This window comes from Prevotella sp. oral taxon 313, assembly GCF_003043935.1.
Lineage (GTDB): Bacteria > Bacteroidota > Bacteroidia > Bacteroidales > Bacteroidaceae > Prevotella > Prevotella jejuni.
In genome coordinates this window covers 3,100,425-3,124,157 of sequence record NZ_PYXE01000001.1, presented here as the reverse complement: position 1 = coordinate 3,124,157, position 23,733 = coordinate 3,100,425, and the positions used below count along the sequence as shown (strand labels likewise).

Here is a 23,733-nt window from a genome sequence, read left to right as displayed (position 1 = left end):
TATACATCACCTTTATTAATTGATAACTAATCAGCAACAGTATTTATTTGCAAGAGGTTTCTTACCCTTACAACAGTGGACTCAAGAGCCTTACCATTGATTCCCACAATCGTTGTAGGAAAGAACGATGTGTAAGGTTTCGCACATCTTCTAAGGAAACACACTCTTCTTGGTCCTTTAAGAAGATATCCTTTACTTCTAATGCTATTTTCTTATCATAGAAGAAAGCATTTGCTTCAAAGTCATTCTCAAAGCTACGGAAGTCAACATTAGTAGAGCCAATCGTTGCTATGCTATCATCGGCAACAAGAAGTTTCGAATGATTAAAACCAGCCTTATATAAATAAACTTTTACTCCCGCCTTCACCGTATCTAAGACGTATGTGCGTGAAGCCCATTCCACAATCTTTGTGTCTGTCTCGTAAGGGATCATCAGTCTTACATCTACTCCCGACAAGGCTGCAGTACGCATCGCAAAGAGAATAGGGTCGGTAGGTAGGAAATAAGGTGTTTCCATATAGACATATCGCTTAGCACTGGCAAGCACTCTCACGTAACCTTGCTCAATCTCTGGCCATAAACTTGTTGGACTACTGGTGACAATCTGAATAAGACTATTATTCTCAGCAACCTTACTGACAGGATAATAAACATGGTTGGTTATTAGTTCACGACTCACAAAGAACCAATCTACCAAAAAGGCACGTTGCAAACCATATACCGCTGCACCAGTTATCTTAACATGCGTATCACGCCAAGCCAATTTCTTTATCCCTTTCACATAACGATTGGCAATATTCATACCACCGATAAAACCCACCTCACCATCAATGACACATATCTTACGATGATTACGATAGTTCACCTTACTGGTAAAGATTGGGAAGCGTACAGGCATGAAGGCATATACTTTTATTCCTTCAGCACGCATACGGTCAAAGAAACGATTCTTTGTTTTCCAAGAACCTACATCATCATAGATGACACGTACCTCAACTCCTTGTCGTGCTTTATCAATCAAAGCATCAGCAACAATCTGTCCCAAGGGGTCACTGGAGATGATGAACGTATCTAAATGGATATGATGTTCAGCCTTACCAATCTCCATTAACAAAGAAGGAAAGAACTCGTAACCAGAAGTATAGATCTCTGTTTCGTTGTTCTTAAAGGGTAAGACCCAGTTCTGGTTCATAAAGAGATTGATGAGTTCACGATACTCATGAGGCAAATGGAGCCTTTTCTGCTCTACAAACTCCAGCATGGAATGCTTGGTCAGCTGGTCCATACTATACTGCCATATCTTACGCTCCTTACGAGTTGTCTGACCGAAGAAGAAGTAAAGAATGATTCCTAACATTGGGATAAACGTCAGCACCAACATCCAAGCCATTGTTTTGGCTGGCTGTCGGTTATCCATCAATACGCGCACCATCACCATTATGACGATAACAACGTAGATGACTAAGAATACCCAATGTACGTAAATCATCTTTCTCCTCCTTTTCTTATTATTCTATCTTGGGAGTATTCTCCCCTGCTCTTCCCTTTTCTTTTTCTTTCTGCTTCTCCCTCAACTGTTGTATATGAGCCAACTGGCTTAAAGCAAACTCCTTGTTTTCAGGTGTATGAAGCATGTTATGCAAATGATCTTCAGCCTCATCCAACTGCATAGTCTTAATTAACATATAAACTTTTCGGCGTTGTAGGAAATTTAAGAACGACTGAGGAATAGGATTCTCACCCTCTTCATAATCGTTTTCTATCTCCACGTATCTATTAATCTGCTCACCTATCTGCATAAACGTACGGAAATCTCCCATATTAACCAGACAATTCACGTATGTCTCTATTTGTTCAATACTATTTGATTGAGCACAATATGCAAGGTAGTAATGGGCCCGCTCATACTGATGTAACGCATTGTAACAGAAACCCACCCAGAAAGAAACATCAAAGAAAGTCTCCCGCTCTCTCTTCTTTAGCTTATGGAAATCAAGTTGAAGGCGCTTATAAGCATTCTCTAAATAAGACACTGCTTCATAGTAACGCTTCTGTCGATAGAGTACCTTACCTCGATAGATAAACTCAGCAGTATTAATATTAACAATGTTAGCTATCAGCAACTGCTCATCCGTTAGTTGTTTCTGTTCGCCATTAGCCATTTTACTCTTCGCTTCCTTCCACATATAGACAAATTCATCATGGAACTGTTTAGCTGAACGGAGGTCGTAAGCCAATAAAACTGAACGCGACTGCACCTCTGTCTCCTGTGAATGGAATGATATATCAGCAGAAATATTCAATGGGAGAAGCGTTGCGACAACTTGATAGTAGAGTATGCTCTCACAGCTATCAGCCTGCTGAAGACTAAACATCATGTGCCGACGCTTTGTAGGATGAGACGGAAGAAAGAACACAAGGTCGAGCATTACCTTCTGACGAACAAAGCTGTTATCAGCTATCAACGCATCTGACAAGTTATAATTCGCAATAGCAGTACTGTCATCAAGGCACATCACCTTATCAGTCACTATCGTCAACTCTGAAAAGACAGCATCCGCCATACCAAACGCCCGTACCATCCACTGGCCTAACGTAGCAGCTGTCGTCTCATCATGTCGCCATCCAGAAGCTGTCTCTTGTGTCATCAACTCCAATTCTCTCAATAGAAAGAGTTCACGTCCAGCGTCTTTCAGCGTCCGCTCTACGTCCGCCGTTCCTATATTCCTTGCGTCACTCCTCACCTCATTGAAGTTTCTTATAAACGCATTCTGCCATGCGAAACAGTTTTGCATAGCCAATGACAATATCTCCTTAGCCCGATATTGGTCTAAAAGAAGTGTCGTCATGATGTGTAGGTCTATGACATTCGTTTCCTCATTGACTGAGTAAGCAAAGCGAGGACCATCAGAATTGATATTAAACTGGTTGCACACATGACGTACAAGATTGATTTCTTCCATCTTCGCCTCGCCAAAATAGAGGAAAGACAACTCTATCTGTGGATGCTGAGCAGAGATGAAAATACCAAAGTGACCGCTCTGGAAATCAAAGCGGACGATTATATCGTTACCATCTTTCTGCCAGTCTCCCGTACAGTTAAGCGACCTAAGGGCTTCTTTTATAATTCTCTTATTCTCGCTGACGTCAAGGTTTGACAGCTGAAGCGACGGTTTGAACAAATCTCTAAACATATTCATCATGCCAGAATATTACTACCTGTTTTCTTTGCCAGGCTACTGCGAAGACTCTGAATCTTCATTATCTCTCCTATTATCTCTTGCATCTCTTTCGGGTCTTTCACCTGTTTTAGTTGTGCATTCAGCTCTTTCAAGCGAGAAGACACATACTCAAGACGTAAGTCAGCAACGAGGTGTAAGACACGATCACACAGTGTTTGTTCAGTTTCCTTCACCTGTAAACTCTCTGCAAGTTGGAAGCGATCAACACTTAGTCTTACTGCTACAGATGCGATATTAATATCTGGATGCTGCGTAAAATACTCCTCTGCCTTGAAGTTTTCCTCCCCACTATGCTCTACAGCTTCGTGCAATATCCTTGTATATAACTCATTTGAAAAGCTGAGGTTGTCGTTCCAAAGGTCGCATGCTATGTACTGTGCTACGGTCACATTAACTATCTTCCCGCTATTATCATCCTTCACATTACGGAAGATAATCTTCTCGCCATCCCTAACAACAGCCTGAATGAGCATTTGTTCAACCTTTGATGCTGACTGATTAGACGTCATAGCCTGTGCCTCCTCACGCTGTTCCTCTATGAATGCGGCCCGATGTTGCTGTTGTTCACGTGTCTGCTGTTCTCGATTGGAATAGATATTACGATTCATCTGTTCCATCAGCGTACGTTCTGACACGCCTGTACGATTCGCACACTCACGTATATAGGTGTCACGAAGTATTGGATCTTTGATTACAGAGATACTCTGAACGATAGACCCGACAGCCTCTGAACGCTTGATAGGGTCGGTGACTCCTTTCAAGAGTACGTTAATCTTAAAGACGATAAAGTCAGTCTGATTTTCTTCTATATATTTTCTAAAATCCTCCGCACTGTAACTACGTGCAAACTCGTCTGGATCCTTACCATCAGGAAGCAGCAATACCTTCACATTCATAGCCTCAGCCAATAGCATATCTGTTCCTCGTAAGGCTGCATGCTGGCCTGCCTCATCACCATCATAGAGTAGAACAATATTAGAAGTGAAGCGATGAAGAAGGCGTATCTGATGTACTGAGAGTGCCGTACCGCTATTGGCAACAACGTTCTCAATACCACACTGGTGCATAGAAACTACGTCGGTATATCCCTCCACCATGTAGACAAGGTCGTGCTTGGCTATGGCTTTCTTTGCTTGATAGATGCCATAGAGTTCTCGCTCCTTATGATAGACAACGCTATCAGGGGAGTTGACATACTTCTGACTTACTCCCTTCGTACGAGAATCCAGCAGACGACCACCAAAGGCAGTCACCTTACCACTCACGCTCAGCCATGGGAACATCACTCGACCATTGAAACGGTCGACGAGTTCGCCATTCTCTCGTTCAAAGCAGAGACCTGTCTTTACGAGAAACTCTTTCTGAAAGCCCGCCTTTAAGGCTGCATCAGCAAAGGCATGACGGCCCGAAAGGCAGAAACCTAACTGAAACTTATGGATGATATCATCTCTGAAACCACGGCTACGAAAGTACTGCATACCAATAGCCATCCCATCAACATCGTTGTGTAAGATGTCGTTAAAGTATTTCGCAGCCCACTCATTGACCAAGAACATTGATTCTCGTTCATTCTCCTGCTGCTTTTCTTCACTCGTCAGTTCACGTTCATGCACCTCAATATGATACTTATTCGCAAGCCACTTAAGGGCTTCTGGATAAGTCAACTGTTCATGTTCCATGATAAACTTCACCACATTTCCCGCTGCACCACATGAGAAGCATTTGTAAACACCTTTCACTGGACTAACAGAGAAAGATGGTGTACGGTCATCATGAAAAGGACACAAACCTTTATAGCTTGTTCCCGTCTTGCGTAAAGATACGAAATCGCTGATTACCTCAACGATGTTCGACGCATTCATAATCCTATCTACTGTCGGTCTATCTATCATTATGCTACAAAGATAACACAAACCAATGAGATAGCAAAGTTAGAACAAGAAAAAAGACACTTCTACTTCACCAAATTATCTTCATGAATAAAAACACCGATTATTACGAAAATAGTTTTGTTTTTAGTTGCTGTCACATTTAACATTTCACGTAACTATACTATAAACCAACGAATTAAGCGCCAACACAAGATGATAGACATGACAGGAAATGTAACTTCAAGCTTTTCTTATAGCACTTCAGAAATTTGGGGTAAATCTATAATGAAGGTATGATTACACCCAATTAGAGGGTTTTAGAATGGGGGGGGGTAAACTACATGATTAATGTAATTAGACGCGATGTCTACCTGTCTTATACAAACAACTTATTCCCTTGCCAGCCGAGATTTGCAAACTATTTTCCCATAATTCAAAGCCATTACATGCTCTTTTGCCTGCAAGCTCTACGAATAGCGTCTATCGCCAAAGCTGTCAGCAAAACGCTCACCACCCCTCTGTCGCTCTTTGTGTCCTCACCATCTCAGCGCATAGTCTTTACTACTACGACCTCCGTGCGTTCCCTTTCTCTGTGTACCGAAATATAGAGTAGACCTGCGCCATCACTCCATTTTCAGGAAGAACCCAAATATTGGACACAGCATCTATAGCCAAAACTACAAAATTGCATTAATGCCGAGATTATAGGATGAGAGGTGCTAAACTTGTGTTAGGACTGCCCCCCTTACTCTATCAAAGATCCTTTAATAGTTTTTGGGGGAGTACATATTGAAAAGACAAACATAGGAATTCAAGGAAGATTAACACCTTTGTTTAATTTAATCACTGTTTGATTTATATTATACCAACCCGGGAAATTCGAGAGCAAGATGCCTGAACACTTGAAGTTGTCAGACTCTTTTAGCATTTTGTTTATATCTGGATCTACGTATGTGGTTGTATATTTTGGCATTGCAGCACCAACAGGACCAGTATAAGAAGTAAAGGTAATAAACCACTTATAAGGACTATTAGTTTCAGAAAATGCTTTATTTGCTTCAAGTAGGTTATTTGTAACATATTTTATTTTATCAGTAGCACTTGCTTTATAATGGTCCTCAACAATGAGAGGCGTAGAGCTACCATCATTCGATACTATAGAAGAAGTAAAGTTTCTATTATCAGGCCAAGATGAAACTTTCCCAGATTGCGTTGTGTACCAACCGTCTCTACTAATAACGAGCATCTTTCCTCGTAAGTCTTTCATCCTATATCCGCCTTGGAAGTCACCTGCCATATATTTTTTTGCTAACTCATCTTCGTTAAGTACATTCATAAGTGCTTGCCAATATTTTACACCATGGTCATGGTCCAGATCGTGGTCTCTTTTAATAGTCATTAACACTGTTTCAGAAGGGTGTTCTCGTAAGAATTCAGCAGTAGTGTGTAGGACATCTTTTACAAAGGTTGTGCTAAAGATGTTACTGCCATGACAGAGTTTTATGACACCATTATCATGAACTAAACGGATATCAAGAAACCTTATACCATTCTCTAATTGTGTTTTAATATCCCAATCTTGCGTTTTAACCCAACCATTTCCCGTATTTGCAGCAGCATCATGTGTGCCTGGAATAGACATTTTGCATACGAGACGGTTTCCATCAATGTCTTGCATCCAATTTGCCAAGGTAGTGTTAATGAGTTTATGTAAACGGAAAGTCATAGTGTAGCTACGTCCTGCAACAGGTCCTTGTGCATTACTCCTCCCTTCTACAGGTGTGTTATATACCCACCATGCTGTATTGTGTTCTGTCTCATCGTCTTGTGGAATAGCGTATATATTTGAAGCGTAGCTATGTTCTGTTCCTATAGGCATAACCCAAAAGCCATACCAACCTGACACTTCACCAGGTTTTAATTCAATGGGAGCAGGTAGATTACAAATGATTCCCTGATTTTCCTCTTTTGGACTTAGTACTGGTGTCAGTGCTTCTTTCTTGTTACTGCGGATGTTCCATTGTGCTTTCCAAACAAATGGTCCTGCCGCTTGCGAAGGGTCGCTGGCACGCATAGAAAGAGCTTTCAGGGAAATCTTCTCGTTCGTATTGTTTACTATGTTTGTACAGATAAAGGCACCTTGTGGAGTGAAGCTGACAGAGGATGTAGTCATTTTGCCATTTTCCATAATCCGTAATTCAGTCCAAGCTGACAGATAAGGAAATGACCATTGTTGTTCTTGATTATTGCTTATAGGACGCAAGGTCTTTTCTGCATCAATTGAAAATGTCTCTGTATTTTCATTATATGTACCATCTCCTATATAAAAGCAAACTTCCCATTTGCCAGCCTTTGTATTGTTTGGTATGTCAACATCTACATTGAAATCATCACAGAACAACTTCTTGTTTCGTACAGTCCATTCGACTGGTATTTCTTTAATTGGAATATTGGGGTTTTCGTTTTTTATGAAACAACGTGAGGGTACGTTCTCTCCATCTTTTAAATTTATTGTCGGAATAAGGTTAGGTCCTTCGAAGTTAAAATGAAAACTCCTTGTTGCTTTCGTTTCTTGCATTATTTCGGCTTTCGTCCCTTCAATATATAAACGAAATGTTGTGCTTGACGTTTTAGAAGTTATGATATCCTCTGTAACATACTGGTTACTGCAACTAAAATTTATACATAATAATAAAACAGTTATGAAAAAGACTTTTTTTGATATCCATACTTTATCCATGTGGTTCCCTTTTTTATTTATATTTATTAATTAAAATTAGCGTATTCATCGTGCAAATGCAATACATTGCAAAATTATAAAATCTTTTTGCAAAAACACTCAAAAGTTGTACAGAAAATGATTTTTCTGTTAGTTGGAGATTGAATTTGGCTCTATAAAGTTTCGTGTGAATAGTTATAAGATGTGCCGTGCGCACGCAGAGAATGTACCAGAGTGCTGTGGAATTAAGATTACACTAAAAAACATCAAAAAGAGGCAAGATTTTCATATTTAATTTTTAACTTTGCACTCTCGAAATTCATTTTTTTGTAGAAACTGCAACTTAGAAGTTGATTTTTGGGGTATAACCAAAATCCGAGTGATATTTTATCGATTAGGTACTGACAAAAATAATTCGTTACCGAGTAGGCTATTTATATTAACTATAAAATTAAGAAAATGCAAAACAAGACTTATCAACCACCTTGCTGCCATATATATAAGGTGGAAACCGAGAGCCTGATGGGGATTTCAGCTGGAGTGGGTGGCTGGGCTGACGGAGGCTCATTGGGTAAGAAAAACTATTTTAATGAAGAAGACTTTGATACTGACTGGAATGGTGATGGGTCTACCACAAAATCAGGAGAGGAGACGAAGCGATGAAATTCCCACTATCTCTTCTGACAAAGCTATCCACCATGGCACTTGCTGCCATTGTGTGTTACGTTCGCTTAGTGCACCGATGACACGATTAGCAACTCAACCAATGGAGTGAAAACACAGTCAATGCAGAGCGTTAAGCTCACCACCTCCACCATGCTTTTCTCTGCCAATGTAGGCTTACAGCTGCCCGACATTACAAATACGATCGATCCTAACACACCTGCCACACGAGCCGTATCGCTCAATGAACGCTATATGCCTTTGGCGGAAGGCTCTGACCTAAAGGCAAGAGTCTTTGTAGTGAAAGCTGACAAAAACGCTATGAAGATGATTAACGGTAAGCAAGCGATGGACCCTGATAAGGTTGTTATGGGAACTGGCGAAGTTACTTAGGATAATATCCAACAGGTCAATGGCGGCGGTATAAACCTTCATTCCGACAAGAACGCACTCACTCTCACATGGCTAGGAAAGGAAGTACCTATGCAAGCCGGCGAAGACTAGTACATCTGTGGTATTATTGGTGGAGAATACGATGATTTTTTCAAAGAAACATCCGAAAAAACTACAGACCCAGCCCTAAAAAAACTTGCACTCCAGCTTTACAATTTTTACGTCAAGTTCAATCCTTTAAGTGCACACAACACTCGTGATGCCAAGGTAAACCTCCGTGTAACGGCAGCTTTCAGCACAGGCTGGACAAAGCTCGATATCAAGCAAACTAACGTTATCGATATTAGGAACTGGATTTTCAAGGCCAGAGGAACACTCCTTCGGTTCAAGGTGAAGCGAGACACAGAACTGGTAAAACCAGAAGCACACATGACGTACAAGATTGATTTCTTCCATCTTCGCCTCGCCAAAATAGAGGAAAGACAACTCTATCTGTGGATGCTGAGCAGAGATGAATATACCAAAGTGACCGCTCTGGAAATCAAAGCGGACGATTATATCGTTACCATCTTTCTGCCAGTCTCCCGTACAGTTAAGCGACCTAAGGGCTTCTTTTATAATTCTCTTATTCTCGCTGAAGTCAAGGTTTGACAGTTGAAGTGACGGTTTGAACAAATTTCTAAACATATTCATCATGCCAGAATATTACTACCTGTTTTCTTTGCCAGGCTACTGCGAAGACTCTGAATCTTCATTATCTCTTCTATTATCTCTTGCATCTCTTTCGGGTCTTTCACCTGTTTTAATCGTGCATTCAACTCTTTCAAACGAGATGACACATACTCAAGACGTAAGTCAGCGACAAGGTGTAAGACACGATCACGCAATGTTTGTTCCGTTTCTTTCACTTGCAGACTCTCTGCGAGTTGGAAACGGTCTACGCTCAATCTCACTGCTACAGATGCGATATTGATATCTGCATGCTGTGTGAAATACTCTTCAGCCTTGAACCCTTCTTCTCCACAATGCTCTACAGCCTCCTGCAGTATCTTAGTATAAAGTTCATTTGAGAAACCAAGATTATCGCTTCCAAGGTCATAAGCAATATATTGTGCTACGGTCAGGTTATATGTCTGTCCGCTATTCTCATCTTTCACATCACGGAAGATAACCTTCTCGCCATCCCTAACAACAGCCTGAATGAGCATTTGTTCAACCTTTGATGCTGACTGATTAGACGTCATAGCCTGTACCTCCTCACGCTGTTCCTCTATGTCTGCGGCCCGATGTTGCTGCTGTTCACGTGTCTGCTGTTCACGATTGGAATAGATATTACGGTTCATCTGTTCCATCAGTGTACGCTCTGACACGCCCGTACGATTGGCACACTCACGTATATAGGTGTCACGAAGTATTGGGTCTTTGATTACAGATATGCTCTGAACGATTGAACTAACAGCCTCTGAACGTTTGATAGGGTCGGTGACTCCTTTCAAGAGTACGTTAATCTTAAAGACAATGAAATCTGTCTGATTTTCTTCAATATATTTTCTGAAATCCTCCGCACTGTAACTACGTGCAAACTCATCTGGGTCTTTACCGTCAGGAAGCAGTAGCACCTTCACGTTCATAGCCTCGGCTAAGAGCATATCTGTTCCTCGTAAGGCTGCATGCTGGCCTGCCTCATCACCATCATAGAGTAGAACAATATTAGAAGTGAAGCGATGAAGAAGGCGTATCTGATGTACTGAGAGTGCCGTACCACTATTGGCAACAACGTTCTCAATACCACACTGGTGCATAGAAACTACGTCGGTATATCCCTCCACCATGTAGACAAGGTCGTGCTTGGCTATGGCTTTCTTTGCTTGATAGATGCCATAGAGTTCTCGCTCCTTATGATAGACAACGCTATCAGGTGAGTTGACATACTTCTGACTTACTCCCTTCGTACGAGAATCCAGCAGACGACCACCGAAGGCAGTCACCTTACCACTCACGCTCAGCCATGGGAACATCACTCGACCATTGAAGCGGTCGACGAGTTCGCCGTTCTCTCGTTCAAAGCAGAGACCTGTCTTTACGAGAAACTCTTTCTGAAAGCCCGCCTTTAAGGCTGCATCAGCAAAGGCATGACGACCCGAAAGGCAGAAACCTAACTGAAACTTACGAATGATATCATCTCTGAAACCACGGCTACGGAAGTACTGCATACCAATAGCCATCCCATCAACATCGTTGTGTAAGATGTCATTAAAGTATTTCGCAGCCCACTCATTGACCAAGAACATTGATTCTCGTTCATTCTCCTGTTGCTTTTCTTCACTCGTCAGTTCACGTTCATGCACCTCAATATGATACTTATTCGCAAGCCACTTAAGGGCTTCTGGATAAGTCAACTGCTCATGTTCCATGATAAACTTCACCACATTCCCCGCTGCACCGCATGAGAAGCATTTGTAAACACCTTTCACTGGACTAACAGAGAAAGATGGTGTACGGTCATCATGAAAAGGACACAAACCTTTATAGCTTGTTCCCGTCTTGCGTAAAGATACGAAATCGCTGATTACTTCAACGATGTTCGACGCATTCATAATCCTATCTACTGTCGGTCTATCTATCATTATGCTACAAAGATAACACAAACCAATGAGATAGCAAAGTAAGAACTAGAAAAAGATAGATACCTCCTACAAGAAAGCCTTGACATAAACAGTCGACATCTATACCAAGATTTGATAAAATTCTCACACTGGATTCAATAAACGTTATATTCTTTCTTCACATCCTGCAGCAATTCCTCTTGTTTTCTTTCCTTCTTGCTCACAATAATCTTCATTGCAAAAGGTTGAGGCAATAAAAGAAATTCTGTTCCTTCACCTACCTCGTTTTTCAGATAAGGTTGTGCCTCATAAATAGAGGTAACATTATAAACTTCAACTCCTTTTTTCTTCTTTCCGTCAAACTCTTCCTGCATATAATTGGAATAACGGCAACTACTTAGATAGAAGTAATTATCTGCCTGCTGATACACTGCTTCAATGTCAATCTGCCAGTCCTTATACTTATGCCCGTACATGGCATTAATTGTTGAGCGCACAAGTGCATTAGTACGGTGCTGTACATTATAAGCCAACCCCGTAGAACGTTTTGCTCTGAGGATGACATTTTGTAGAGTATCTATACATAAATAGCCCGAATCTTTCCAATCTTTTTTCGACTTGAATAGGAGTCTTACCACATTGACACCCAAGCTTTCAGACTCATTATCCACATAGAACCGATGTTCCTTCACAAACTTCTCATCCATATCAGAAACAAAATCATGGTAAAGCGTATTTTTAAGGTTACTATAGTCACAACCAGCTGACTTATCCTTAAAGGTGATAACATTCTGCAAGGGAGAGATTTCAAAGAGTTCCTTCTTTCTTACCAGTCCATTACTTACAAAGCGATATAACACCGTATCGCCTACATTCTGTGTCTGATACTCATATCTTAGAACTCCATTACTTCTATACTTCTTTGCTTTCGTCTTTACAAATTTCATCAACATGGGTTTAATCCATGCTGGCTCGCCTGCAGGACTCACGACAACTTCTGAAAGCAACTGTATACTTTGCTCCATAAACAGTGTATCAGACAATACTTTCACACTTTCTTTCTGATAGTTTATATGCGAGATCATCAGATTATCAAAAGCAAAATCCACAACGACTCTCCCCTGTTGGTCGCTAAACGTACTCCTCACTTTCCCCATGTAGGTGGTATATACACTTGCTCTGCTCACTGGGATATTATTTGCTTTATCCCAAATAACGAACGTCTTCTGCGCAAATGAAGTCACAGAAAAACATAAAAAAACAATGCTAACAATAGTACGTTTATTCATTTGCTATATTAACTTTATTTATTTGCAAAATTCTTTTATCTTCAAGGAACTACAAGTATCAAAACTTCAAAAGGGTTAGAACTCACCACGCAAAGATATGAAAAAATAAAAGTACACACAATATTATCTTCTTATATTAGATAAATTATGTACTTATAAACATATTGTATCATAACTATACACGCCCTTCTTCACCATGATACATACAACTTCAAGGAATTATTTTCATGAAAAGAAATATTTTTTTTCACGACAAAAAATATTTATTTACGTGAAAATAATGCCGAGATGAGCAAATATAACAAGATAGAACAAGCTATAAAAGAGCTTTCTGATAGAACTTTTCCATTGGAATTAAGGGTTTTATAAATAGTAAAAAAGAAGTTGCCATCCATCAACCCCTACACTATTTTTACGATATACATTCAAGTTTAAATCAGTTATTAGGATTCTACTTCCGTAAAACAAATGAGGGTACAACTCTCTTAAACTACAACACCTCCTCTAACTCCAACAAAACAGCTCATAGGATAGTTCCTAACAATCATAAACACAGGAAAGCTGTTTTTGTGCAACTTTTTTGTTTATGTTGCAAAAAAGCTGTACTTTTGCCCCCAACCAAAGCTATTGAATATTAAATAACACATTATTATATTTATGAGTTTGAAAATTGTAGTACTTGCAAAGCAGGTACCTGACACAAGAAACGTGGGTAAAGATGCCATGACAGCAGAGGGAACAGTAAACCGTGCCGCCCTGCCTGCCATCTTCAACCCAGAAGACCTAAACGCTCTGGAGCAAGCGCTAAGACTAAAAGAACAAAATCCTGGCTCTACTGTAGGCATATTAACCATGGGACCTCCACGTGCTGGAGAGATTATCAGACAGGGTCTCTATCGTGGTGCTGACACTGGTTGGCTGCTTACCGACCGTAAGTTTGCTGGTGCTGACACTCTCGCTACATCTTACGCATTGGCTACAGCCGTCAAGAAAATCGGTGATGTAGACATTATCATTGGTGGTCGCCAAGCGATTGATGGTGATACAGCACAGGTAGGACCACAGGTTGCGCAGAAGTTAGGCCTAAATCAAGTTACTTACGCAGAGGAAATCCTAAAGATAGAGGATGGTAAAGCAACTATCCGCCGCCATATTGATGGTGGTGTAGAGACTGTCGTAGCACCATTGCCAGTTCTCATTACCGTGAACGGCACTGCTGCTCCTGCCCGTCCTTGCAATGCTAAGCTTGTCATGAAATACAAGTATGCTACCTGTCCGATGGAGCGCAAGGGCGATGAACCTTGGGCACAACTCTACGAGGAGCGTCCTTATCTCACACTGAACCAGTGGTCAGTTGCCGATGTCAACGGTGATGAGGCACAGTGTGGTTTAAGTGGTTCACCTACAAAGGTCAAGACTGTGCAGAATATTGTATTCCAAGCTAAGGAGAGTAAGACGCTCACTGGCTCAGACGAGGACGTAGAAGGACTCATCAAAGAACTGTTAGGAGAGAAGATTATTGGTTAAAAAACGACAGAACAACTAACCAACAAAACAAGCGACTGGCCCATCCCCTCCCCCAGAGGGAGGGGCGTAGAATGTCCTGATGCTTTTTCTTAGCTACAGACATCATAAGGGAAAGAAAATTTATGAACAACCTTTTAATAAGCCAGTTACCCTACAGCAAGTGATACATTTCACTCCCCTCCCTTTGGGGGAGGGGTAAGAGGGAGGGGCCAGTTGGGGCCACTTAGGCCTGTTAGTTGGATTAGTATGTGGTCGAACATTTGATTTATGAACAACGTATTTGTATATTGCGAAATAGAGGAAACCACCGTACAGGAGGTTTCACAGGAGCTGTTGACCAAGGGTCGCAAGCTCGCAAATGAGTTAGGTGTGGAACTCCATGCCATCGCTGCCGGTAGTGGTATTAAGGGAAAGGTAGAAGACCAAATCCTGCCATACGGCGTAGACAAACTCTTTGTCTTTGATGGTGAGGGACTCTTCCCTTACACATCAGCACCACACACAGACATTCTTGTAAACCTCTTCACTGAGGAGAAACCACAGATCTGTTTGATGGGTGCTACCGTTATCGGTCGTGACCTCGGTCCACGTGTATCGTCATCCTTGACCAGTGGTCTTACTGCTGATTGTACTCAACTTGAGATTGGTGACTACGAAGATAAGAAAGCTGGTAAGCGTTATGAGAACCTTCTCTATCAGATTCGTCCTGCTTTCGGTGGTAACATCGTAGCAACCATCGTCAATCCTGACCACCGTCCACAGATGGCTACTGTACGCTCTGGCGTTATGCAGAAGGCTGTCTATGAGGGTAAGGCAAAGGGTGAGGTTGTCTATCCAGACGTTGCAAAGTATGTACCAGAGGTTGACTATGTCGTAAAGGTTATCGACCGTCATGTTGAGCCAGCACAGAACAATTTAAAGGGTGCGCCTATCGTTATCGCTGGTGGCTACGGTGTTGGTTCTAAGGAAGGTTTCGACCTACTCTTTAAGTTGGCTAAAGAGCTTCATGGAGAGGTTGGTGCCAGTCGCGCAGCAGTTGATGCAGGATGGGTAGACCACGACCGTCAGATTGGTCAGACTGGTGTTACCGTCCATCCAAAAGTCTATATTGCATGCGGAATATCTGGCCAGATTCAGCATATTGCTGGTATGCAAGACAGTGGTATCATCATCTCTATCAACAACGATCCCGATGCTCCTATCAATGCCATAGCCGATTATGTCATCAATGGCACCGTTGAGGAGGTCGTTCCAAAGCTGATAAAGTATTATAAGCAGAATAGTAAGTAACAAAGAAGTGGCCCCTCCCCCTTGCCCCTCCCCGAAGGGAGGGGAGTAAAATGCGAAAAGGGAATAAGAGGACTACTGTCGCTAAATACTCATTATCACAAGAGGCATAGCGTGTATTATCATTGACTAACTACCAACCTATGACTAAAGAAAATAGAAAGAAATGCACCTACAAGACAGCTTCACCTGACAGGTACCATATTCTAAAGGACTTTGCAAAGGAGAATCGAAACGAGATGACTTTGGCTGAAGAGGTTCTTTGGAAGGAATTAAAGGGTACAAGAGGCGACTGTCATTTCAGAAGACAGCATCCTATAGGTGACTTTATTGTAGACTTTGTATGTCTTTCACAGAACTTAGTCATAGAAGTAGATGGGGCTTACCACAAGCAACCTCTACAAGAGGTAGACGATGAAACAAGAACAGAATACCTTAATGAGATGGGCTTTAATGTTCTTAGATTCACTAACGAAGAGATATACACGGACATAGATAATGTGATAGAACAAATAACCGAATTTATAAACAACGAATAAAAAGAGTCCCCTAACCGTAAGAATCAGTACATTCTACTCCCCTCCCTTTGGGGGAGGGGCAAGGGGGAGGGGCCACTCTTACATTTTTTATCATGGCAAATTATTATACTGACCACCCAGAAATAGCGTTTCACTTGGAGCATCCATTGATGAAACGCATCGTAGAACTGAAAGAGCGTAACTACGCTGATGCTTCTACACACGCTGACGCACCGGTAAACTATGAGGATGCTATCGAGAACTACAAGCGCATCTTGGATATCACTGGTGACATAACAGCAAATATCATTGCACCTAACTCTGAGGCTGTCGACCTTGAAGGTCCACACCTTATCGACAACCGTATGCACTATGCCAGCAAGACTTTGGAGAATATCCAGGCTACACGTCAGGCAGGATTGTGGGGTGTTTCTATGCCTCGCCGTTATGGTGGACTGAACCTTCCAAACGTTGTCTTCTCAATGATGTCTGAGTTGATTGCTGCTGCCGATGCTGGTTTCCAGAACATCTGGTCGTTGCAGTCTTGTATCGACACACTCTATGAGTTTGGTAATGAGGAACAACGCCAGAAGTATATCCCTCGTATCTGTGAGGGTGAGATGATGTCAATGGACCTCACCGAGCCTGATGCTGGTTCCGACCTTCAGCGTGTAATGCTCAAGGCAACCTTCGATGAGAAGGAGAACTGCTGGCGATTGAATGGCGTAAAACGTTTCATTACCAATGGCGACTCTGATATCCACCTCGTTCTTGCACGTTCAGAAGAGGGTACACGTGATGGTCGTGGTCTCTCAATGTTCATCTATGACAAGCGTAATGGCGGTGTTGACGTACGTCATATCGAGCATAAACTCGGTATTCATGGTTCTCCTACCTGCGAGCTTGTTTACAAGAATGCAAAGGCAGAACTCTGTGGTAATGTCCGCATGGGTCTTATTAAATATGTAATGGCATTGATGAATGGTGCTCGTCTTGGTATCGCAGCACAGTCTGTTGGGCTTGAGCAGGAGGCTTACAACGAGGGATTAGCTTACGCTAAGGACCGTGCACAGTTCGGTAAGAAGATTGTCAACTTCCCAGCTGTCTATGATATGCTCTCTCGTATGAAGGCGAAACTCGATGCTGGTCGTTCTCTCTTATATCAGACAGCACGCTATGTAGATATCTACAAGGCATTGGAAGATATCGCACGTGACCAGAAGCTCACCCCTGAGGAGCGTCAGGAGATGAAGAAGTACAACCGTCTTGCTGATGCCTTCACACCATTGTCAAAGGGTATTAACTCTGAGTATGCTAACCAGACAGCCTACGATTCTATCTCTATCCACGGCGGTTCTGGTTTCATCATGGAGTATAAGTGTCAGCGTCTGTACCGTGATGCACGTATCTTCTCTATCTATGAGGGTACTACACAGCTGCAGGTTGTTGCTGCCGTACGTTACATCACTAACGGTACTTACCTCTCTATCATGAAGGAGATGCTTGAGGGCGAACTCTCTTGCGACTGCATGAAGGGTCTGCGCGACCGTGTTGCCAAACTTGTTCAGCTCTACGAAGAGGCTGTTGAGAAGGTTAACGCAAGCGAAAACCAGGATGTTCACGATTTCCTCGCACGCCGTCTTTACAACATGACAGCCGATATCATCGGTTCTCTCCTCCTTATCGAGGATGCTTCTAAAGCACCAGACCTCTTCAAGAAATCTGCTCATGTCTTTGTTCGCATGGCTGAGGAAGAAGTTATCGGTCATACTGCTTATATCAAAGCCTTCAACCCAGAAGACCTTGAGCAGTTCAAGGCTGTGGAAGAAGAGACAGAAGAAGCATAAATATCAAACAATATATGAAATAAAAGCGAAGGGTGGAGGAACTATTTCCCTTCGCTTTTATTTATAATAATTGCAAAACATTGAATGCCGCTAACTTTTCCTCCATAACAGCTAAGATGAGCTGGATAGGCAAGACTATAAATCTAAATTATTTCTTGATTTCCTATCAAAACTTATCGTTTTAATTGATTAATGCACAATTACAACCTCTATTGTAGACTGTTTTGCAAAGATAATATAAAAGTAGACTTTCCGCTATTATTCTTCCCCAGTTTCTCCCTTTTTCATATCAGAAAGCAGGTAGTAGGCACCAGATAATGCAACGATATCTATTTTCGCATTATTCTGAACAGGCTGCACAGCTACCATACCATTTTCCTCCTTTATTTTTTTGACAGCAAGAGGAGTAAACCTCCAGTTGCCTTTTACTTTGGTTGCGGTAAAAATATAAGAATTCCCAGCATCGTCTACTATGGCTTCTGCAGGGACAGCCTTCATTTTGGTTGCCTTTGTTGCTATACGAGCCTCTACATAGAGCCCTGCAATAAGTGCATCTTTCTTGCTATAGATGTTCACTCTTACGGGAACTGCTTGTGTATTACTATCAAAAGTACTTCCTATTGAAAACACTTTTCCGTTATAAACCTGTCCACCATCTGTTTGTGTCTGTAAAATAACCTCTTGGTTCTTTTGTAGCTTTGGTATATCACGCTGATATACCTGCAGTTCGGCAAAAATACTTTGCGTGTTTACTATTCTTATCATCACCGTTTCGGGTGCTGCATATTGTCCTATCTCTACATTTATTTGCTCTATAGTACCAGCGATGGGGCTCCTCACAGCAATGTTTGTAGATGCTTTCCCATCTCGCACTGCTGATGGAGATATACCTAACTGTTGCATTTGTGTAGAGAGCATACTTAGTTCACTATTGGCAATTTGAAGTTCAGACTTAGTGCGGTCGAAGTCTTTACCAACCCCCACACGCTCATTCATCATCTTACTTTGTCGTATATACTCTCTGTAAAGATAATCGCGACGATTAACAGCCGTAAGATAGCGGGATTGTATGTCTATTAAGTCGGGATGGGATAAGTAAGCTAAGATTTGTCCTTTACTAACTTCTTGTCCCTCACGCACAAGAATACGTTGCACAGTTGCTCCTATCTTTGGTGCTACCGATGCTTCTCCTTGAGGAGAGGTCTGTAATCGACCACTTGCTTCAACATTTCCTTGAAAGGATGTATAAACTAATGTACCCGTAGTAATATCAAGCTGTTTGAGTTGTTTATCAGTAAGTTCAACAGTGTTCGAGGTCGATTCTGTTGCTTCTTTATTTTCTTTTACTTCTTTTGTGCCACACGATGTTACAAACAAGGCGGCAACTATGTATATGAATATATTTTTTTTCATTATCATTATATATTTGGATATTGTAAATCTATTTGCGTTTGGAGGAGTTGTTCATAAGCAGTCCAATAGTCAAGCTCAGTTTGCACAGCATCTCCCATTGTCTGAATAAATCCTACATAGTCTGTAGCTCCTAACTGATAGGCTGCTGCGGCTCCTTTTTGTTGCTCACGTGCTGTGGGTAGTGCTGTTTGACGATAATACACTAACTTGCGCTGTAACTTATCATACTGTGCTTCAGTAACTCTTTTGGCAGCTCGAATTGTCATCTCTATTGTTTCATAATTGGCCTGAGCTATATCCCGTTCTAAGCGTGCAGCTCTTTCACGTGCCTGATAAGTCTTCTTGAACAAGGGAATACTAATGCCTGCATTAATGCTCCAATATCCAGCTCGATTACCCAACATCTTTGTTCCACCTTCCACGAAGAATGTAGGAAGAGACTTCGACCTTTCCAAAGTAATTCCTTCATCTGCTAACCTTACCTTTTCAGCATAGAATTTAGTCAAAGCTGTACCTATCAGACTGTCGCTTTTAACCACCATCAGGTGTTCTTCAGGTGCAGTTGTAGGTTCGTAAACCTCACTTCCCAGCCATTGTGAAAGCTGTAAGACTGCTGCATGATAGTCGTCTGTAGCTTGTAGTTTATCTTCTACTATTTGCCTGGATTTCTTCTTGGCAGTAAGATACTCTAAGTAAGATATTTCTCGAGCATCATACTTTACTTTAGCTGCATGTTCGAAATTGCGATAGATAGAGTCAATTATAGCATATACTTTCATTCGTTTATTTGTCACGTATGCAGCAACATAGGCTTGGCAAACACTTTTCTGAAGCTGTTGCCGTGTGAGTTCAACTGCAGCTTGTGCAGTCGTGATAGCCTGCTCCTGATAGCGAGTTCGTACTTTATTACCAAGTATATTGAGATTTTGACGCACAGACAAAAGTGTGAAAATTCCATCTTTGCCTTTTCCTATCTCATCTGCTCCTGATGAGAACTCAGTTGTTCCAATATCGTTCACACCCGCTTTCATTTCCGTTTCACGTTTCACACTTAATTGTGCAGCTTTCATTGAAGGATAGTATTGTTCAGCTAATATTAGTGCTTGTTTCAAATTTACCTTTTGTTGCGCATGTGCCTGATTAGGGGTATTTACCAAAAATAGGACAGCAATGATAGAAAGAGGAAGTATTCGTTTGAACGATATTTTTTTCATTCTCTCTTCCAAAGCATAAAGAACTGGAATAATAATCAATGTGAGCAATGTGGCAGTGAAGAGTCCGCCGATAACAACTGTCGCTAATGGTCGTTGTACCTCAGCGCCAGCTGATGTAGAAACAGCCATAGGTAAGAAACCAAGCATAGCTGCAGTTGCAGTAAGTAATATAGGACGAATGCGCTCACGTGTCCCAACTAATATTCTTCTATTGATGTTGTTCATTCCTTCTTGTTTTAATGAATTAAAACGATTGATGAGTACAAGTCCGTTAAGTACGGCTACACCGAACAAGACAATAAATCCTACACCTGCAGAAATAGAGAACGACATTCCTCGCACTGCCAATGCAAAGACACCTCCCATTGTTGCAAGTGGAACGGCCATGTATATCATTATACTTTGTTTAAACGATTTCAGTGCAAAATAAAGTAGCAAGAAGATGAGTAATAATGCTATAGGCAAAACAATCATCAAACGTGCCTTGGCTTCCTGCAAGTTTTGATATTCGCCTCCATACGTAACATAGTATCCTGCGGGTAATTTTAATTGCTTTCCCAATTGTTGTTGGATATCGGCTACCACAGATTCAACGTCTCTTCCACGCACATTAACTCCTACATAAATACGCCGAGAAGTTTGGTCACGAGAGATTTGCATCGGTCCTGCTTGGTAACTTATATCTGCCACTTCACGTAAAGGTATCTGTATCCCATTGGGGAGGTCAACAAACAGATTCTTCAAATTGCTGATATCCTTTCGGTAATTGTCATTTAAGCGTATGACAAGGTCGAAGCGCTTTTCTCCCTCAAATACTACACCTGCTGAACTACCTGCAAAAGCAGCACTCACATATCGGTTGAGTTTTTCTATTTGTAATCCGTATTGTGCTAAGCGCTTGCGGTCATATCTCACAGTAATTTGTGGAAGTCCTGCAGTACGTTCAAGTGCCACATCTTCTGCACCTGGTATTTTACTTATTATATTCACCATTTGCTCTCCCAGTTCGTTTAGTTTGTCAAGATCGTCACCATAGAGTTTTACAGCAACATCCTCACGAACGCCTGTAAGCAATTCATTGAAACGGAGTGCTACAGGCTGAGAGAAAGAAAAGTTCAATCCTGGTAGGGTTTGTAACTTTTTCTTTATTTTTTCAATCAGTTCTTCTTTGTTTTTTGCCGAGGTCCATTTGCTTTTGTCTTTCTCTAAAATAATGAAACTATCGGTATAGTCGAAGCCCATTGGATCTGTAGGAATATCAGCAACGCCAATACGTGCACATACCGTTTTAATTTCCGGAAAACTTTTTAGTAATAGCGTTTCCACTTCCTTTTCTCTCTTAATGGTTTCAGAAAGAGAACTTCCTGGTCTTAAAAATGTTTGCATAGCTATGTCTCCTTCATCAAGTTCGGGAATAAATTCTCCTCCCATCTTACCAAAAACAAATGCAGAGGAAGTAAACAAAACAACGGCTGATATGATAACACTTTGCTTATGTCGCAATGCAAAACGAAGCATAGGTTGATATATATGGGTGATTACAGCGACCAACCTATTACTCAGTTTTTCTAACCATCGTTCTGTGCGGGCCATACGGCTATTAGCATTTGCTGCTGGTTTCATCAATAAAGAAGATACCATTGGTACATAGGTTAGGCAGAGAATGAGCGCTCCGAGTACAGCGAACGAGAACGTATAAGCCATAGGTGCGAACATTTTCCCACTTACACCAGCAAGGAACAATATTGGTGTAAACACGATGAGGATAATGAGCTGTCCAAAAAACGCAGAGTGCATCATTGTGGAAGCAGCCTCATAACTGATTTTATCCATTTCTGCACGATTGAGTACAGCTTTCTGACGGCTTATTCTCCTTTCAATTTCGAAAACGATTCCTTCGACAATAATTACTGCTCCATCTACAATGATACCGAAATCTATAGCACCAAGGCTCATTAAATTTGCCCATACACCAAAGATTTTCATTAAGATGAAAGCGAAAAGTAGTGAAAGTGGTATAACGGATGCCGTTATAAGACCTCCACGAACACTACCCAACAATAAGACAAGTACAAAAATAACAATAAGCGCACCTTCTATCAGATTGCGTGAAATAGTGCTTGTCGTGCGTTCTATCAGGTTGGAACGATCGAGAAATGGTTTTAATTCTATATCGGATGGAAGCGACTTTTGAACTTCGTTCATTCTCTCCTTCACAGCTGTCACCACTTTATCCGAGTTTGCTCCTTTTAGCATTAATATCATACCACCTACGGCTTCATGACCATCTTGTGTGAATGCACCATAACGAACCTGAGAGCCAAAGTCTACTTTGTCTGCGATGTCGCCAATAAGAATTGGTCGACCATTATTATTCTTCACAACGATATTCCTAATATCATCTAACGACTTAACAAGTCCTTCTCCACGAATAAAATTAGCCATGTGACTCTTCTCTATATAAGCACCTCCTGTGTTTACATTATTCTGACTCAAAGCTTCGTAAACTTCGCCAATACTCACTTTCATTGCATTGAGCCTTTCTGGATTGAGTGCTACCTCATATTGCTTTATACTGCCACCAAATGAGTTCACTTCTACCACACCTGGTAGCATGGACAATCGGCGTTTGACTATCCAGTCTTGCATTGTCCGCAATTCTTGTGGTGTATAGCGAGTTGTGTCCTTAGGAACAAGCGTATATTGGTAAATTTCACCCAGACCAGTTGTTATCGGTCCCATTTCAGGTGTTCCGAAATCCTTGGGAATCTCATTACGCACTTCTTCCAATTTCTCCTGTACTAATTGCCGAGGCAAATAAGTACCCATATCATCTTTGAAAATAATGGTAACTACCGATAGTCCAAATCGAGAAACCGAACGGATATCTTCCACACCAGGAAGATTCGACATTGCAAGTTCAACAGGATAAGTAACAAATTGCTCAATATCAGCTGTTGATAAATTTTCTGACACCGTAATAACTTGTACTTGGTTATTCGTTATATCAGGGGTTGAGTCTACATTGATGGTACGTAACGAATAAATACCACCTGAGATGATGGCAACCAATAGTAATCCCACCACAAACTTATGTTTGATTGAAAAATAAATAATTCGATTTATCATGTTTATATATAATTA

15 protein-coding genes are annotated in these 23,733 nt (G+C 41.4%); 6 read left to right on the top strand and 9 right to left on the bottom strand.

What is annotated here, in order from left to right:
• Positions 1-67 precede the first annotated feature (67 nt).
• From cls to AXF23_RS12165, 4 genes are all read right to left on the bottom strand, one after another.
• Positions 68-1,489: a cardiolipin synthase gene (gene cls / locus AXF23_RS12180; protein WP_107625481.1), complete on the bottom strand. Its 1,422-nt coding sequence runs from the start codon at positions 1,487-1,489 to the stop codon at positions 68-70.
• 19 nt (positions 1,490-1,508) lie between these two features.
• Positions 1,509-3,194, bottom strand: coding sequence for a hypothetical protein (locus tag AXF23_RS12175; protein WP_233251298.1), 1,686 nt, complete (start codon positions 3,192-3,194; stop codon positions 1,509-1,511).
• 5 nt (positions 3,195-3,199) lie between these two features.
• Positions 3,200-5,134, bottom strand: a complete 1,935-nt coding sequence (gene dnaG, locus AXF23_RS12170; RefSeq protein ID WP_199222192.1) for a DNA primase — start codon at positions 5,132-5,134, stop codon at positions 3,200-3,202.
• A gap of 790 nt (positions 5,135-5,924) precedes the next feature.
• Positions 5,925-7,853 carry a phosphatidylinositol-specific phospholipase C domain-containing protein gene (locus AXF23_RS12165; protein WP_107625478.1) on the bottom strand — a complete coding sequence of 643 codons (1,929 nt, stop codon included), beginning with the start codon at positions 7,851-7,853 and terminating at the stop codon, positions 5,925-5,927.
• 438 nt (positions 7,854-8,291) lie between these two features.
• Between AXF23_RS12165 and AXF23_RS12160 the strand changes: the two genes are divergently transcribed.
• Both AXF23_RS12160 and AXF23_RS12155 read left to right on the top strand, forming a co-directional pair.
• Complete coding sequence (locus tag AXF23_RS12160) at positions 8,292-8,495, top strand: hypothetical protein (RefSeq protein WP_107625477.1); 204 nt, start codon at positions 8,292-8,294, stop codon at positions 8,493-8,495.
• Between the two features lie 123 nt (positions 8,496-8,618).
• Positions 8,619-8,888 carry a hypothetical protein gene (locus tag AXF23_RS12155; RefSeq protein ID WP_107625476.1) on the top strand — a complete coding sequence of 90 codons (270 nt, stop codon included), beginning with the start codon at positions 8,619-8,621 and terminating at the stop codon, positions 8,886-8,888.
• A gap of 237 nt (positions 8,889-9,125) precedes the next feature.
• Here AXF23_RS12155 and AXF23_RS16135 read toward each other — a convergent pair whose 3' ends face one another.
• From AXF23_RS16135 to AXF23_RS12140, 3 genes are all read right to left on the bottom strand, one after another.
• The gene (locus tag AXF23_RS16135) at positions 9,126-9,575 is read right to left on the bottom strand and encodes a hypothetical protein (RefSeq protein ID WP_199222191.1); all 450 of its coding nucleotides are present in this window, start codon (positions 9,573-9,575) and stop codon (positions 9,126-9,128) included.
• Between the two features lie 5 nt (positions 9,576-9,580).
• Positions 9,581-11,515 (bottom strand): DNA primase, encoded by a 1,935-nt coding sequence (gene dnaG / locus AXF23_RS12145; RefSeq protein ID WP_199222190.1) that lies wholly within the window; start codon positions 11,513-11,515, stop codon positions 9,581-9,583.
• 134 nt (positions 11,516-11,649) lie between these two features.
• On the bottom strand, positions 11,650-12,783 hold the full coding sequence (locus AXF23_RS12140; protein ID WP_107625474.1) for a hypothetical protein: 1,134 nt from the start codon (positions 12,781-12,783) through the stop codon (positions 11,650-11,652).
• Positions 12,784-13,440: 657 nt separating this feature from the next.
• Between AXF23_RS12140 and AXF23_RS12135 the strand changes: the two genes are divergently transcribed.
• The 4 genes from AXF23_RS12135 (at position 13,441) to AXF23_RS12120 (ending at position 17,962) form a co-directional block, all read left to right on the top strand.
• Entirely contained in the window at positions 13,441-14,310 is an 870-nt protein-coding gene (locus AXF23_RS12135) for an electron transfer flavoprotein subunit beta/FixA family protein (RefSeq protein ID WP_107625473.1), read from the top strand.
• 267 nt (positions 14,311-14,577) lie between these two features.
• Positions 14,578-15,600 (top strand): electron transfer flavoprotein subunit alpha/FixB family protein, encoded by a 1,023-nt coding sequence (locus AXF23_RS12130; RefSeq protein WP_009011404.1) that lies wholly within the window; start codon positions 14,578-14,580, stop codon positions 15,598-15,600.
• A 140-nt stretch (positions 15,601-15,740) separates the two neighbouring features.
• Positions 15,741-16,136 carry an endonuclease domain-containing protein gene (locus AXF23_RS12125; RefSeq protein WP_107625472.1) on the top strand — a complete coding sequence of 132 codons (396 nt, stop codon included), beginning with the start codon at positions 15,741-15,743 and terminating at the stop codon, positions 16,134-16,136.
• 92 nt (positions 16,137-16,228) lie between these two features.
• Complete coding sequence (locus AXF23_RS12120) at positions 16,229-17,962, top strand: acyl-CoA dehydrogenase family protein (RefSeq protein WP_107625471.1); 1,734 nt, start codon at positions 16,229-16,231, stop codon at positions 17,960-17,962.
• A 258-nt stretch (positions 17,963-18,220) separates the two neighbouring features.
• On the opposite strand, the gene AXF23_RS12115 is transcribed toward AXF23_RS12120, so the two are convergent.
• Together AXF23_RS12115 and AXF23_RS12110 are read right to left on the bottom strand one after the other, a co-directional pair.
• A complete protein-coding gene (locus tag AXF23_RS12115; RefSeq protein WP_158267694.1) occupies positions 18,221-19,375 on the bottom strand; it encodes an efflux RND transporter periplasmic adaptor subunit in 1,155 nt (384 codons plus the stop codon).
• A 5-nt stretch (positions 19,376-19,380) separates the two neighbouring features.
• On the bottom strand, positions 19,381-23,718 hold the full coding sequence (locus tag AXF23_RS12110) for a CusA/CzcA family heavy metal efflux RND transporter (protein WP_107625469.1): 4,338 nt from the start codon (positions 23,716-23,718) through the stop codon (positions 19,381-19,383).
• Positions 23,719-23,733: the final 15 nt, after the last annotated feature.

Coding starts and splice junctions, on each gene's coding strand:
- AXF23_RS12135 (WP_107625473.1), top strand. CDS start 13,441: ATGAGTTTGAAAATTGTAGTACTTGCAAAGCAGGTACCTGACACAAGA.
- dnaG (WP_199222192.1), bottom strand. CDS start 5,134: ATGATAGATAGACCGACAGTAGATAGGATTATGAATGCGTCGAACATC.
- AXF23_RS12175 (WP_233251298.1), bottom strand. CDS start 3,194: ATGTTTAGAGATTTGTTCAAACCGTCGCTTCAGCTGTCAAACCTTGAC.
- AXF23_RS12130 (WP_009011404.1), top strand. CDS start 14,578: ATGAACAACGTATTTGTATATTGCGAAATAGAGGAAACCACCGTACAG.
- AXF23_RS12125 (WP_107625472.1), top strand. CDS start 15,741: ATGACTAAAGAAAATAGAAAGAAATGCACCTACAAGACAGCTTCACCT.
- AXF23_RS12110 (WP_107625469.1), bottom strand. CDS start 23,718: ATGATAAATCGAATTATTTATTTTTCAATCAAACATAAGTTTGTGGTG.
- AXF23_RS12140 (WP_107625474.1), bottom strand. CDS start 12,783: ATGAATAAACGTACTATTGTTAGCATTGTTTTTTTATGTTTTTCTGTG.
- AXF23_RS12120 (WP_107625471.1), top strand. CDS start 16,229: ATGGCAAATTATTATACTGACCACCCAGAAATAGCGTTTCACTTGGAG.
- AXF23_RS16135 (WP_199222191.1), bottom strand. CDS start 9,575: ATGTTTAGAAATTTGTTCAAACCGTCACTTCAACTGTCAAACCTTGAC.
- AXF23_RS12165 (WP_107625478.1), bottom strand. CDS start 7,853: ATGGATAAAGTATGGATATCAAAAAAAGTCTTTTTCATAACTGTTTTA.
- AXF23_RS12115 (WP_158267694.1), bottom strand. CDS start 19,375: ATGAAAAAAAATATATTCATATACATAGTTGCCGCCTTGTTTGTAACA.
- AXF23_RS12155 (WP_107625476.1), top strand. CDS start 8,619: ATGCAGAGCGTTAAGCTCACCACCTCCACCATGCTTTTCTCTGCCAAT.
- dnaG (WP_199222190.1), bottom strand. CDS start 11,515: ATGATAGATAGACCGACAGTAGATAGGATTATGAATGCGTCGAACATC.
- cls (WP_107625481.1), bottom strand. CDS start 1,489: ATGATTTACGTACATTGGGTATTCTTAGTCATCTACGTTGTTATCGTC.
- AXF23_RS12160 (WP_107625477.1), top strand. CDS start 8,292: ATGCAAAACAAGACTTATCAACCACCTTGCTGCCATATATATAAGGTG.